Below are 14,298 nucleotides of genomic sequence, written 5' to 3' on the forward strand. Positions count from 1 at the left end.
CACGGGACCGGCCGCCACCCGCCGCCCCACACCCCGCGCCCGGCTCAGCGCCGCCTGCCCGCGCGGCCTCGACGGTCACGGCGACACCGCCAAGGTGGCGCTGCGCGCCCGCAATGCCACCGTGACGTGGAACGCCGGCGCCACCGACGGCCTCGACGTCTTTCCGGCGAGCGGGTCCATCAGGGCGGGCGGTACGGCGGCCGTCTGGGTGACGGTCGACGATCCCGACGCGGCGGGCAGCGGCACGGTGTCGTTCACCTCGAACGGCGGCGGGGCGAGCTGCTCCCTGTCCTGGCGGGGCCGGACGCCGGACTCGCCTCCGCCCTCCGACGACCCCACGCTCCCGCCCGACGAGACCGGGTCGCCCAGCGATCCGCCCCACTCCCCGGCCCAGCCCCAGAGCCGGCCACAGAGCCGGCCACAGAGCCGGCCACAGAGCCGGCCACAGCATTCGGCTCACAGCCCGGCCGCCGCCCTGGCCGAGCCCGGGAGCGGCTCATGAGCACCGGGAGTCACATGGGCAGGTAGAGCCACCACAATCCACATTTAGCGACACAAATCTGGCTCCGGCTCGATATGCACACCCGATATAGGGCATCCTGGTGTGCTTGGGGACCGCACTGGCGGCCGGAGGCTTACTCGCCGGTGTGTCGCACATCACCTGGGCAGAAAACTCCTCCTGCCGGTAAACCGGGGCGCGTCACCAAGCGTCGGCATTGACGTGTTCACGAATGGATTGATCCCATGACATGGGATGCGATTCAGTCGTGCCCATTTACTGAGCCAGACATCCGGGGAGAACGGTGATGATCAAGCAATGCCCAGCGTACGCCGTTTCCGCGGCGGAGGTCGCCGGACTGTTGCGTGATCGTGACCAGACCGCCGTCCCTTTAGGGAGAGCCACTGCGAACCTCGTGGTAAACGTGCTTCGCATGCTGCCGCAGGGAAGGGACATGCGGACGGGACAGGGGGCCAGGGCATGGTGAACATCTCGGTCGTCCGCCCAGGAGAGCTCGGAGACTCCGAGCGTGCCCGGTGGCGCGAGCTGCAGAAGGCCGATCCGGCCCTGGACAACCCGTTCCTGTCGGTCGAGTTCGCCGTGGCGATCGACCGCCTGCGCGACTACGTACGGGTCGCCGTCCTCGAGGACGGGGGCGTCATCACGGGTTTCTTCCCGTACGAGCGGCACAGCTTCGGCGTGGGCAAGCCGCTGGGCGGCTTCCTCACCACCTGCCACGGCCTGATCGCCGCCCAGGGCACCAAGGTCGACGCCAGGGCCCTGCTCCGCGCGTGCAGGCTGAACGTCTACGACTTCGACCACATGGTCGCCGGTCAGCCGACGTTCGCCCCGTTCGAGAGCGACGTGCGCCCGGCTCCGGTGATGGACTTCACATCGGGCTTCGAGGCCTGGCTCGACCAGGTGAAGGCCAACTCCCCCAAGAACCTCAAGACCGTCCGCTACAAGGAGCGCAAGCTCGGCAGGGAGCGAGGCGAGCTGCGCCTCGAGTGGGCTTCCGCCGACCCCGAGGTGCTGCGCACGCTGCTCGGCTGGAAGTCCGACCAGTATCGCCGGACAGGCCGGGTCGACAGGTTCGCGCAACCGTGGATCGTCGAGCTGACGGAGCGGATGCACGCGGAACGGTCCACCGACTTCGCCGGCGTGCTGACCATGCTCTACTCCGGTGACGTCCCGGTGGCGGGCCACTTCGGCCTGCGCACGGCCACCACCCTGGTCGGGTGGTTCCCCGCCTACGACACCGAGTTCGGCAAGTATTCACCGGGCATCGTGCACCACCTCCAGATGGCCGAGGCGGCCGCCGCCGCCGGTTTGCACATGGTCGACATGGGCAAGGGCGGCAAGGAATACAAGGACTGGTTGAAGAGCGGCACGCTGTACGTCTCCGAGGGCCGCATCTCGCGACCTTCCCCGACTGCGGCGGTGCACTGGATGGGCCGTGTTCCCCTCAACAAGGCCCGAACAATCGTCCTCGACCGACCGTCTCTCTATAAGGCAGCCGACCGAGTCCTCAAGGGCTTCGGTCGCATGCGCACCTCCCTGCAGCACGAGCCCCCAGCCAAGGAAACCACGGGAGCGCGCTGAGGCCCGCTCCCGCCACCCTCGAAACACGCCCACCCCAGCACACCCTCACTCCCACAGGACCGTCAATGCACCGTTCGCCGCTTTCGGTATCCCCCACAGCACCCGGGGATCGCCTTTCGCGGCTCGCAGCGAGTGGTCCCGAAAGGATTGTTCGCATCATGAGTCCCGAGATGATCAGGCACAACGGCAAGACGCACGTCGCGCCGCTGCGCTCCATGCCGCCGATCGAGCGCTTCACGCCCATCACTCCGCACCTGGCGATCGCGCCGACGGTGAGCGTGGTGGTACCCGCGATGAACGAGGCTGAGAACCTCCCGCACCTGTTCGCCACGCTGCCGCAGTGGATCGACGAGATCGTGCTGGTCGACGGCAACTCCGTGGACGACACCGTCGGGGTCGCGCGCCGCCTGCGTCCGAACTTGAAGATCGTCACGCAGACGGGGAAGGGCAAGGGCGACGCCCTCGCGGCCGGCTTCGCCGCCTGCACGGGCGACATCATCGTGATGATCGACGCGGACGGCTCGATGGACGGGCGTGAGATCATCTCCTTCGTCGGGGCCCTGGTGACCGGCGCCGACTTCGTCAAGGGCTCGCGGTACGCGCCGGGTGGGGGCAGCGACGACCTGACGGTCAGCCGCAGTATCGGGAACAAGGCCCTCACCGCACTGGTCAACCTCATGTACGGCACGCGATACTCCGACCTGTGCTACGGCTACAACGCCTTCTGGTCCCGCCACCTGGACGTGCTGGACCTCGACTGCGACGGCTTCGAGGTGGAGACGCTGATGAACGTGCGCGCCGCCAAGGGCGGGCTCAAGATCCACGAGGTGCCCAGCCACGAGCGCTGCCGCATCCACGGTGAGAGCAACCTGCGGGCCGTCCGTGACGGCTTCCGGGTGCTCAAGACCATCCTGCGGGAGTGGCGCCGCCAGCCGGCCCCTCCGTTCGCCGAGCCCGCCCCCAGGCCCGCGGCCGACCGGGGCGTCGCCTGAACCCTGTAGAGGTTCCACCCGTGCGTACATCTGTCGTCATCTGCGTCTACACCGAGGATCGCTGGGAGGACATCAGGCAGGCCGTCGAGTCGGTCGAGCGCCAACGGCGCGAGGCGCACGAGCTGATCCTCGTCGTCGACCACAACCCGGACCTGCTCCTGAGGCTCAAGCGCGAACACCAGCGGGCCGTCGTGGTTGCCAACACCCACGAACGCGGCCTGTCGGGCGGCAAGAACACCGGGGCGGACATCGCCACCGGTGACGTCGTCGCCTACCTCGACGACGACGCGGTCGCCGATCCCGGCTGGCTGGAGGCTTTGGAGGAGGGCTTCCAGGACAGCGGCGTGACTGGCACGGTCGTGGGTGTGGGCGGGCGTACGGAGCCGATCTGGGCGTCGGAGCGGCGCCCGCGCTGGTTCCCGTACGAGTTCGACTGGACGGTGGGCTGCACCTATCGCGGCATGCCCGCCGTCAGGGCGCCGATCCGCAACGTGATGGGGGGCAACGCGGCGTTCCTGCGCGAGGTGGTGGCCGAGGTGGGCGGTTTCCACAGCGGCATCGGCCGCAGCGTGCAGGGACGCAAGAGCCGCCCGCTGGGGTGCGAGGAGACCGAGTTCTGCATCCGGCTGAGCCAGCGCAGGCCCGGCTCCGTGATGCTGTTCGAGCCGCGTGCGCTGATCGGGCACAAGGTGCCCCGCCAGCGCGAGACGTTCGCCTACTTCCGGTCCCGCTGCTACGCCGAGGGGCTGTCCAAGGCGCTGGTCACCCGCGAGGTGGGCGCGCAGGACGGGCTGGCGAGCGAGCGGGCGCACGCGCTGAAGACGCTCCCGCTCGGCGCGCTGCGCGGCGTCGGCGAGGCGCTCCGCGGCGACCTCGGCGGCCTGGGCCGGGCCGCCGCGATCGTGATCGGCCTGGCGTGGACCACCTGGGGCTACCTGGTGGGGTCCGCGCGACTGAGAGGTGCCGGCCGTTGACCCGCGTGCCGATCCTGATGTATCACTCGGTCACCGACAGGCCGAACGACGAGACGCGCTCGCTGTCGGTCCGCCCGTCGGACTTCGCGGAGCAGCTCGCCTACCTGGCCGAGAGCGGCTTCACCCCGCTCACGTTCGGCGACCTCGTCGCGTCGCTCCACCACAACCAGGGCAGGTCGATGCCGGCCAAGCCGGTGGTGGTGACGTTCGACGACGGCTACGCCGACTTCCACTCCGAGGCGCTGCCGATCCTGGAGCGCCACCGCTTCCCCGCCACGATCTTCGTGACGAGCGGCTGGCTGGCCGACGCCGGCGGCGACGCGGCCGGCAGGCCGCTCGACGACATGCTCACCTGGGGGCAGGCGCGCGAGGCCGCGCAGTGCGGCATCGAGATCGGCGGCCACAGCCACAGCCATCCGCAGCTCGACCAGCTGCCCGACACCGAGCTCCGCCAGGAGCTGCGCAGGAACAAGGGCCTGCTGGAGGAGAAGATCGGCACCCCCGTCACGACCATGGCCTACCCCTACGGCTACTCCAGCGCCCGCGTGCGCCGCGAGGTGCGCAGGGCCGGCTACTGGGCCGCGTGCGCCGTGAGCAACGCCATCGCCGCCGACCGGCACGACGTGCTGGCCGTCCCCCGGCTCACCGTGGCCAGGAGCACCGGCATCGACAGGTTCCGCCGCGCGGTGGAGAACCGCGGCGTCCCGCTCCTCTACCTGAGGGAGCGGGCGCTGACCAAGGGATACGCGATCGTCCGGCGGACGAGGTACGCGGTGCGACAGGTCGTCCCCGGTGACTGACCCCATGACGGGCGGCGTCCAGCCGATGGACCGGCCGGCCGGCCTCAGGAGATGGCTGCCGTCGGACCTGAACGACCCCCTGCTGCGCAGCGCGTACTCCCTGATGCTGAACGCCGGGGCGGGGGCGGTCATCGGCCTCGCCTACTGGACGGTCACCGCCCGCGTGTTCGACGAGAAGGACGTGGGCGTCGGCCTGGCCATCCTGGCGGCGATGCGGTTCCTCGCCGCGATCACGTCCTTCGGCTTCGTCGGCACACTGGCCCGGTTCATCCCCGAGAGCGGCAGGCGGACCGGCCGGTTCGTCGGGGGCGTCTACCTGGCGGGCGCCGGGCTGGCGGTGGCCGGATGCCTGATCTTCCTGCTCACGCTCGCCCGCTGGGATGGGACCTACAGCCTGCTGTCCGGATGGACGGCGGGGGTGGTCTTCACGGTCATGGTGATCGTGTGGAGCGTGTCCACGCTGCAGGACGTGGTGCTCACGGCGCTGCGCAAGGCGCCCTGGGTGCCTGTGGCCAACCTGGTGTTCTGGGTGGTCAGGTTCGGCGTGCTCGCCGTGTGCGCCTTCGTGCTGGCCCGTTCGACGGGCGCCGCCGTCTCCTGGGCGGTGTTCCTGGCCTGGATCGGTCCGGGGCTGGTCGTGGCGCTGTGCCTCAACGCGATCATCTTCAGGCGGCTGATCCCCGAGCACGCCAGGCTGACCGCGGACAGCGAGCTGCCGAGCCCCCGGCGGGTCGGCCGGTTCCTGGCCGGCGACTACGCGGGCTCCATCTTCACCCTGCTGTTCAACTACGGCGTGCCCGTGCTGGTGGCCGCGCAGGTCTCCAAGGAGATGAACGCCTACTACGGGCTGACCATCACGCTCGGCGCCATGCTGGAGATGCTGAGCTACACGATGGCCTCCTCCCTGACCGTGGAAGGGGCGTTCGACGCGGCCAGGCTCGCGGAGAACTGCCGCCGGGCACTGCGCCGCACGTTCCTGATCCTCACGCCGCTGGTGATCGCCGCGGCGGCACTGGCGCCGGTCGGGCTGCTGATGTTCGGCGACGGGTACGCCCAGCACGCCACCGACCTCATGCGGCTGATCGCGCTCGCCGCGCTGCCACGCGCGGTGGTGGAGCTCTATCTGGGCGCGCTGCGGGCGCTGCGGCGGGCCGGGATGATCGTGTTCGTGCAGTTCGCCATGGCCGCGATGGCCATCGGCGGGTCGCAGCTGCTGCTGCCGTCCCACGGCATCACGGGCGTGGGCATGGCGATCCTCGGCAGCCAGACCGTCACGGCCCTGGCCGTGCTGCCCAGCCTGCGGCGGATCGCCACGGGCAGGTCAGGGAGCCCCGAGCCCGCGCGCCTCCATCCGCCTGACCACCCAGACGGGGTCGAGGCGTAGCAGGGCGATGGCGGCGACGCCGTAGGACCTGACCTCCCGGGGGTCGGTGGCGAAGGCCCGCCCGGCCCAGCGCAGGGCTTCGCCGCGGCGGCCGACGGCCACCCGGGTGAAGGCGACCTGGCCGGCGAGGCGGGAGTAGCCCTTGCGGGAGGTGCGGATCTCGGGGTAGCGCTCCAGCAGCCACTGCAGGGCCTCGGCGATGACGTCCCAGCGCCCGGCGAAATGCGACTGCGCGTGCATGCGGACGTGCAGGTGCTCGCCGGGCACGTGCACGATGGGCGCGCACCTGGCGGCCCGGAGCAGCATCTCGTAGTCCTCGCCGTAGCCGCTGGGGATCGTCTCGGAGAACAGCCCCATCTCCTCGCCGAGGAGCGCCGCGCGCCTGGCGAGGAAGCCGGAGGGGTGCATCGCGGGCTGACGGCCGTCGAGCAGGTCGGCGAACGGCACGCGCTCCTTGTCGAGGGGGATGTGGCGGGTCCACTCGTCGTGCACGATCAGCGAGCCGCAGGTGGCGAAGACCGCGTCGGGATGCCTGCGCACGGCCTCGATCTGCGCCCTGACCCTGGTGGGCAGCCAGGTGTCGTCGTCGTCGCAGAAGGCCACCCACTCGACCTCGTCGCCGTGGGTGAGGATGCCGCAGTTGCGGGCGGCGGGCAGGCCGCGGGAGCGGTCGTTGCGGACGACCTTGACGGGCCTGGCCGGGTCGTCGGAGACCAGCTCGGTATCGGGGTCGTTGCCGTCGAAGACCACCACCGTGGTGATCTTGCCGGGATAGTCCTGGGACGTGATCCCCTTCAGCGCCTCCCGGAGCATCTCGGGCCGGTCACCGCGGGTGCAGACCACTGCGCCGACTTCCGGCCATGAGGGAGAAACGCCAGATTCCGCCATGGATACAACCATCCTGGATAGGGGTGCGCGACCTGCGCCGGCTGAGGGTGACAGCGTATCGTTCATGGGATGCCGGACACCCAGCGAAAAGGACATTCGATGCGGCTTCGTGAGGTGGGCGACGACACCCTGACCTGGCCGCTCGCACGGCGCACCGGACGGCCCGGCCTCTACGTCCCCTCCGCCCGGCTCGGCCTGTATCTGGCCCTGCGCGGCCTGGTGCCGCGCGGGCGGCGGGTCCTCATGTCCCCGGTCAACTGCGAGACCGTGCTCTTCGCCGCGGTGGCGGCGGGCCTGCGGCCGGTCATGGCCCCCCTCTCGCCGGACGACGCCACCATCGACGTCGACCTGGTCGACTGGCACGACGTCGGCGCGGTGGTGGCCACCCACATGTACGGCCTGCCGGGCCAGATCGAACGGCTGGCCGCCGAGTGCGACAGCCGCGGCGTCGTCCTGATCGAGGACTGCGCCCACGCCTTCCAGACGGAGGTCGGCGGGCGGCACGTCGGCACGTTCGGCGCGGCGGGGGCGTTCAGCCTGTCCAAGCACCCCAGGGCGGGGGCGGGCGGCGTGCTCACCGTCGCCGACGAGGGCACCCGCGACCGCCTGGCCGCGCTGCGCGACGAGCTGCTGACCGCGCCCTCCGCGGCCGGTGAGTTCCGCGCCATGCTCGGCCCGCTGCTGCGCGACACCGTCTACGCGCTGCGGCTGAGCAAGCCCGCGTGGCGAGCGGCACGCGCGCTCGGCATCGAGGCGACGCACACGAGCGACGACACGCGCGCGCGCGACCTCGCGGCCACCGCGGCCGGGCACGAGGACCTGCCGCCCTTCGACCGGTGGATGTCGGTGGGCTCCGGCGGCTACCGCACCGCCCACGGGCCGCTGCTGCGCCGTTTCGCCGTGGTGCGGCAGCGCACGGCCGAACGGGAGCGCGAGCGGCGCGTCCGCGGCGTGCGGTTGCTGGCGGAGCTGCCGGTGGCCGCCCCGCCGGTGCGACGCTTCGCCGACCAGCCGCTGTTCCGGGTGCCGCTGATCGTCGAGGACCGCGACGCGGCGAAGGAGGCGCTGGAGCGCCGCGGCGTCATCACCACGGCCCTCTACACGCCGCCGCTCGACGACGACTTCGGGCCCGCGCTGGCCGAGCCGGGGCCGACCCCCGGCATCGCCCTGTGGTGGACGCGGCACGTGCTCCCCGTAGATCCGCTCCAGGCCGCGCGCGCCCTCCCGGTGCTGCGTACGCTCGACTCGCCGGTGCGGCCGAAGGTCCGTTAACCAGGAGATACACCAACTTTATAGTTGCCTGCATACACTCAAGGTCGCCGAGAGTAGTCGCGCGGCAACGATCATCACGGAGAAGACATGCCACAGGAGATCGCGGGCAAGCACGCCGTCCCGCGGAAGAGGCGGCGCAACCTGTGGGCCCTGGTGGCCGGGGCCTCCGTGCTGGGCGTGGCGGGAGTGGTCTACGTCAACAGCGGGCCCGACAAGGAGGCGGTGGCCGACGGCGCCGGGGTGCCCGAGCGTCCCTGCAGCGCACCGGCCACGCTCAAGCGCGGTCCGGCGTGCGGGGCGTGGTGGGGCATCTACACCCCGGCCGCGCAGGGCAGCATGCTCGCCCCGGTCACCGCGCTGGAGCGGCAGGTCGGCCGCTCGTTCGACGTGGTGTTCACTTATCACGACATGTCCCTGTCGAAGAACGGCATGATGCTGCGCGACGACGAGCCGGAGCTCGGGCGCTCCCGGCTGCTGCTGCTCGGCTGGGAGTCGGAGCAATGGAACAGCAACGACAGCATCCCCTGGGCCGCCATCGCCCGCGGCGAGGTGGACTCGACCATCATCGACCCGCAGGCGCGGCGGATCAAGGAGTACGGCAGGCCGGTGCTCCTGGGCTTCGACGGCGAGATGGAGCTGCGCCCGAACAGCGGCACCCCCGCCGAGTACATCGCCGCCTACCGGCACATCGTCGAGAGGTTCCGGCAGATCGGCGTGACCAACGTGGCGTGGGTCTGGGGGGTCACCGGCTACTACCCCTTCCGCAACAGGTGGAAGGCGTTCTACCCGGGCGACGCCTACGTCGACTGGGTGAGCTACGACCCCTACAACTTCGCCCGCTGCCGCAACGCCACGTGGCAGAGCTTCGAGGAGACCGTCGAGCCCACGTACGACTGGCTCATCAGCAACGGTTTCGGGCGCAAGCCGTTCATCCTCAGCGAGTACGGCACCGAGAGCGACCCGGACGACCCCAAGGCGCGCGGCCGGTGGTACAGGGACGTGCCCGACGTGCTGGAAGACCTGCCGAACATCAAGGCCGTCGTCCAGTGGAACTCCGTGGACGCCGACAAGTGCGACTTCACGCTGACCGGTCCGGGCGTGCTGTCCGGGTTCATCGAGGCGGGCAAGATGCCGTACGTGCGCAAGGGGCTTCCGAAGCACGCCGGTTGAGGCGCCATCCTCACTGCCGGAAATGTCGAAGTATTTAGGGATTCGCCCCGTACGGCCTGATCACGAGGTCTGCGATGGGGCCGTCGATACCGAGTAAAGTCACAGGCAGTCAGCCATCAGGGCCGCGCCAGGGACACGCAGGCGACCAGGGAAAGGTATACGGGTGGAGGGCAGCAACACCGACGAGGTGACCGACGGGTCGGTCACCCGGGACATCCGGCGTCCGGCTGCCCCGCTTTCCCCGCCGGGCGCGCCCGCGACCGGCGAGGAGACCGACGGTTCGGAGACGATCCAGGTGCTCCGCCCCCCCGCGTCCCACAAGCCCGCCCAGGACAGGCCCGCCGAGCCCGAGCCCGAGGCCACCGAGCCGGAACCCGCCGACAGCGAGCCCGCCGAACCCGCCGAGCCCGCCGAGCCCGCCGAGCCCGCCGACAGCGAACCCGCCGAGGCCACCGAGGCCACGCCCACCGCGGCAGACTCCGCCGAGATCCAGGCCGCCGAGGCCCAGGCTGAGGACGGCGGGCCGTCCCACGTGTTCGAGAGCGAGGACGTGAAGGACACCCAGGTGTGGGCCTTAGCGGACGTCCGGCAGCTCCTGGCGAAGACGGAAGCGCCCCGGGCCTCCACGCCCGCGGCAGCCGAAGCACCCGCGAGCGCCGTGGACGCCGCGAACGCCGCAGAGGCGGTGCAGGCCGAAGAGGCCGTTGAGGCCGTTGAGGCCGAAGACGACGCCACCTACACCCGCCCCTTCCCCAAGCCCGCTCCCCGGCCCCGCAAGCCCGCTCCCCCGCCCCCGAAGCCACGGGCGGCGAGACCCGCTCGCCCCGCCGAGCCCCCGCCGGCGCCCCAGGCGACCCCGACCCTCTCGGCGATCATCGTCACCGGCGAGGTGAGCGCGTGGCACAACCTGCGCGTGACGCTCGCCTCCATGCGCGCCCAGCAGGCGCCGCCCCAGCAGATCATCGTGGTCGTCGACCACTGCGACGAGCTGGCGGAGCTGGCGCGGGCCGCGCTCGACGGCGTCACCGTTCTCCACAACGAGGGCGGCCACCGGGGCGTGGCCGCGGCGCGCAACCTCGGCCTGTCCATCGCCACCGGCGACGTTGTCGCGTTCCACGACGACGAGACCGCGGCCGAGCCCGACTGGTCGGCCTGCCTCCTCGCCGCCTTCGCCGACCGCCAGGTGCTGGCCGTGCGGAGCAACCTGACGCTGCGCTGGGTCTCGGGGCGGCCCACCTGGTTCCCCGAAGAGCTGACCTGGCTCATGGGTGACTCCTGCACGGGCTCGCCGGAGGACGGCGGCCCGCTGTCCGACCTCTACGGAGCGGGCCTGGCCTTCCGGCGTGAGGCCCTGGCCGCGGCGGGCGGCTTCCCCGAAGACCTGGACCACCAGGCGGGCAACGTGCTGGCCGAGCCTCCGGGCGGCGTCAAGGCCGAGCTGTGGCAGCGGCTCCGCGCCCTGCACCCGAACGGCAAGGTGCTGTACGAACCGTCGGCCAACGTGCGTTCGGGGATCTCGGCCAGGCGCGCCACCCGCGGCTACGTGATCTCGCGCTGCGTGGCCGAGGGCAAGTCGCTGGCCGCCGTGCCGCAGCGCGACCGGGGCCGCAGGGAGCTGAGCAGCCACCTCTCCCAGGTCAAGGCGTCGCTCCCGAGGACGGCGTTCCACGCGATCACGCTCACCGGGCCGAACAACGTCAAGCCCTGGCAGGCGCTGCTGACGCGGCTGCTGGCGATGCTCGCCACCATCTTCGGCTACCTGAGCGGCCGCCTCGACTCCACGCGCACCGACCGCATCTCGCAGGCGAGCAACCTGACCTGGTTCATCGCGCGGACCGCGCTGCCCGTCTCCACCATCCTGTGGGGTCTGTCGCTGCGCGCGGTCGACCTCGACGAGATGACCGACCTCGGGCTGCTCACGGTCATGCCCGTCACCTTCTGGGTGGCGATAGCGATCATGGTCATCGGGTTCGTCGCCCTGCTGGGCGACCGGCACGCGCTGGAGCTGTGGCACGCCGGCTACGTGCTGATCCTGATCGCCGTGCTGCACGCCACGCCCAGCCTGCTCTACCCCACGCTGCGCTACTCGTGGGCGTGGAAGCACGTGGCGGTCATCGACTACCTGATCCGGCACGGCGCCACCGACCCCGAGACGGGTCCGCTGTCGGCCTACCACCAGTGGCCCGGCTTCTTCTCGTTCTTCGCTCTGATGACCGAGACGGCCGGGCTGGAGAACTCGATCGACATCGCCAAGTGGGGGCCGCTCGCGTTCAACGTGGCCACGCTTCTGCCGCTGCTGCTGCTGTTCCGCACCGTGACCAGGGACCGGCAGCTCATCTGGGGCGCGATCTGGGTCTACTTCTCGTGTTCCTGGGTCGGGCAGGACTACTTCTCGCCGCAGGCGACCACGCTGGTGCTCTACCTCATCGTGCTGGCGGTGGTGGTGCGGAGGTTCAGGCGCGGGCCGATCAGGGCGGGTGCGGACCCCGACGGGCTGGCCGCCGAGCCGCCGCCCATGACCTCGACCTTCGCCCGGCTGACCTGGACACTGCTGCTCGTCATCCCGATCGCGGCCATCGCGTCGTCGCACCAGCTCACGCCGCTCATGCTGGTGGCGACGCTGGCGTTCCTCTTCGTCCTGCGCAGATACCGCAACCTCGGCATCCTGATGCTCAGCGCCGCGCTGGCGGGCGGGTGGGCCGTCGGCGTCGCGTGGCAGCTGCTGGAGAGCAAGCTCAACTACATCATCGCGTCGCTGGGCGACGCCAAGGACAACCTCGACGCCGGTCTCATCACGCTCGGCTCGGCCGCGCCGGGCCAGGTGATCGTGGCCTATGCCGACCGCGCGCTGTCGGGGGGGCTGTGGCTGCTGGCCATCGGCGGCGCCGTGCTCCGCAGGCGCTGGCTGCGCCGTCCGGGCCTGCCGCTGTTGATGATCGGGCTGAGCCCGCTGGTGTTCCTGGCCGCCGGCAGCTACGGCGGCGAGATCATCTTCCGCGTCTACCTCTTCACGCTGCCCCTCACCGCCTTCCTGGCGGCCTCGCTGTTCCTGCCGAACCGCCGCGCGTGGATCAGGGTCATCGTGCTGCCGGTCGTGCTGCTGCTGATGGTCGGAGGCTTCTTCTTCGGCAACTACGGCAAGGAGCAGAGCAACTACTTCACCATGGACGAGGTCCGGCTGGTCAGGGAGCTCCACCGGATCGCGCCGGAGAACTCCCTGATCGTGGCGCCCACGTTCTACCTGCCGGGCGCCTACGACGACTACGAGCGCTTCGACCAGCTCTGGCTGGACGAGCTGCCGCCGTCGCGCACGGCGCTGCCCAACCTGCCCACCTACGTGCCGACCCTGTCGGAGTTCGTCAAGGAGCCCACGCCCGCGCTGATCAGCCTCATGTCGAAGCTCCCGCCGGGCGCCAAGGGCTACCTGGTGCTCAACCGGGCGCAGCGGCCGGCCACCGAGACCGCGGGGATCCTCCCGAAGGGCACCATCGACAGGCTCAAGCAGGAGGTCGTGGCCTCCGGCCGGTTCAAGCGGGTGCTGAGCAATCCCGGCGGTGACGTCTACGAGCTGGTTCCGAGGGAGAGATGACCTTCTCACGCGTGTCGCTGCTGCTGCTGGCCGCCTCGGGGTGGCTCGCCGTCCTGGTCACCGAGACCGCGGCCGGAGCCCCGCTGCGGGTCGTGGTGACCATGGTCTTCCTGCTGCTGTGCCCGGGTGCGGCCGTGATCGGCCTGATGCGCCCGCTGCTCGGCCGGCGCGACCACACCGGTGACGCCATGGAGAGCGCGGCGCTGGCGTTCGCCATCAGCATCGGGCTCGGCATGATCGTCAGCGAGCTCTACTTCCTGACGGCGACGTTCACCATGTCACGCGCCCTCATGACCCTCGCCGCGTTCACCACGGTGGCGGCGCTCGGCGCGCTGGTGACCACCCGGCGGGCCCGGCGGGCGCCGGCCCCCCGCCGCGAGGTGAACCGGCGCCGCGAACCACAGGACTGGTAGCGGGCTCAGTCGAGGGTCCTGCCGCGCACCTCGGCCGGGGGGCGCTGGCCCTCCGCCGGTCCGGGGACGCCCGCGAAACGGTACGGCACGGGCGGCCGGCCCGGCTGCACGACGAGGATGGCGCCCGGCTCCTCCGCGTAGAACGCCGACTCCACGGCGGCGGCCACGTCCTCCGCGGTGAGCAGCGGGAACCCGGCGCCGCGGAACGTCTCGCGCATCTCCGAGATCAGCGGTGTGTCGGTGAACCCCGGGCAGACCGCGCCGATCCTGATGCCCTCCGCGGCGAGGGGCTGGGCCAGGGCCCGCACCAGCCCGACCACCGCGTGTTTGGTCATCGTGTAGACGGGGTCGCGGTCGTAGTCGACGAGCCCGGCCAGTGACGCGGTGACCACGATCGCGCCTCCGCCGGACCGGCGCAGCGCGGGCAGCGCCGCCACGACGCCGAAGACGACCCCGTCCACGTTCACGGCGACCACCTTGCGGTAGCGGTCCAGGTTGAACGCGGACAGGTCGACGCCGCCGATGAGGCCGGCGTTGAGGTGCACCAGGTCCAGCCGCCCGTACGTCTCCAGAGCGAACTCGACGGCGCGCCGCGACGCCTCGGGCTCGGTGACGTCGGCGGCCAGCGCCACACCGCCGACCTCCCTGGCCAGGCGCTCGGCGGCGGGCCGGTCGATGTCGACGAGCACGCACCGCGCGCCGCCGTCGGCCAGCC

General features: G+C 71.2%; 11 protein-coding genes and 1 pseudogene. 10 read left to right on the forward strand and 2 right to left on the reverse strand.

What is annotated here, in order from left to right; genetic code table 11:
- The 6 genes and pseudogenes from DQW85_RS44585 to DQW85_RS18430 all read left to right on the forward strand — a co-directional run.
- Positions 1 to 502, forward strand: a pseudogene (locus DQW85_RS44585) (hypothetical protein); the annotation flags it as partial.
- 477 nt (positions 503 to 979) lie between these two features.
- The gene (locus DQW85_RS18410; protein ID WP_338043394.1) at positions 980 to 2,101 is read left to right on the forward strand and encodes a GNAT family N-acetyltransferase; all 1,122 of its coding nucleotides are present in this window, start codon (positions 980 to 982) and stop codon (positions 2,099 to 2,101) included.
- 158 nt (positions 2,102 to 2,259) lie between these two features.
- Positions 2,260 to 3,093, forward strand: coding sequence for a glycosyltransferase family 2 protein (locus DQW85_RS18415; RefSeq protein ID WP_113701534.1), 834 nt, complete (start codon positions 2,260 to 2,262; stop codon positions 3,091 to 3,093).
- Positions 3,094 to 3,113: 20 nt separating this feature from the next.
- A complete protein-coding gene (locus DQW85_RS18420) occupies positions 3,114 to 4,067 on the forward strand; it encodes a glycosyltransferase family 2 protein (protein WP_113701535.1) in 954 nt (317 codons plus the stop codon).
- 5 nt (positions 4,068 to 4,072) lie between these two features.
- Entirely contained in the window at positions 4,073 to 4,867 is a 795-nt protein-coding gene (locus DQW85_RS18425; RefSeq protein ID WP_240197262.1) for a polysaccharide deacetylase family protein, read from the forward strand.
- Positions 4,860 to 6,251: a lipopolysaccharide biosynthesis protein gene (locus DQW85_RS18430; protein WP_162795093.1), complete on the forward strand. Its 1,392-nt coding sequence runs from the start codon at positions 4,860 to 4,862 to the stop codon at positions 6,249 to 6,251. The genes DQW85_RS18425 and DQW85_RS18430 overlap by 8 nt, the downstream gene beginning before the upstream one ends.
- Here DQW85_RS18430 and DQW85_RS18435 read toward each other — a convergent pair.
- A complete protein-coding gene (locus DQW85_RS18435; protein WP_113701538.1) occupies positions 6,189 to 7,235 on the reverse strand; it encodes a glycosyltransferase family 2 protein in 1,047 nt (348 codons plus the stop codon). The two genes, DQW85_RS18430 and DQW85_RS18435, sit on opposite strands and share 63 nt — an antisense overlap.
- Positions 7,236 to 7,238: 3 nt before the next feature.
- Between DQW85_RS18435 and DQW85_RS18440 the strand changes: the two genes are divergently transcribed.
- The 4 genes from DQW85_RS18440 (at position 7,239) to DQW85_RS18455 (ending at position 13,583) form a co-directional block, all read left to right on the forward strand.
- Positions 7,239 to 8,411 (forward strand): DegT/DnrJ/EryC1/StrS family aminotransferase, encoded by a 1,173-nt coding sequence (locus DQW85_RS18440; protein WP_162795095.1) that lies wholly within the window; start codon positions 7,239 to 7,241, stop codon positions 8,409 to 8,411.
- A gap of 87 nt (positions 8,412 to 8,498) precedes the next feature.
- On the forward strand, positions 8,499 to 9,581 hold the full coding sequence (locus tag DQW85_RS18445; protein ID WP_113701540.1) for a glycoside hydrolase family 26 protein: 1,083 nt from the start codon (positions 8,499 to 8,501) through the stop codon (positions 9,579 to 9,581).
- Between the two features lie 163 nt (positions 9,582 to 9,744).
- Positions 9,745 to 13,170, forward strand: coding sequence for a glycosyltransferase family 2 protein (locus DQW85_RS18450; RefSeq protein WP_113701541.1), 3,426 nt, complete (start codon positions 9,745 to 9,747; stop codon positions 13,168 to 13,170).
- The gene (locus DQW85_RS18455; RefSeq protein ID WP_113701542.1) at positions 13,167 to 13,583 is read left to right on the forward strand and encodes a DUF1616 domain-containing protein; all 417 of its coding nucleotides are present in this window, start codon (positions 13,167 to 13,169) and stop codon (positions 13,581 to 13,583) included. The genes DQW85_RS18450 and DQW85_RS18455 overlap by 4 nt, the downstream gene beginning before the upstream one ends.
- 5 nt (positions 13,584 to 13,588) lie before the next feature.
- Here DQW85_RS18455 and DQW85_RS18460 read toward each other — a convergent pair.
- On the reverse strand, positions 13,589 to 14,298 hold a 710-nt coding region (locus DQW85_RS18460; RefSeq protein WP_162795096.1), incomplete at its 5' end, for an SDR family oxidoreductase.

This window comes from Nonomuraea lactucae (assembly GCF_003313395.1).
GTDB lineage: Bacteria > Actinomycetota > Actinomycetes > Streptosporangiales > Streptosporangiaceae > Nonomuraea > Nonomuraea lactucae.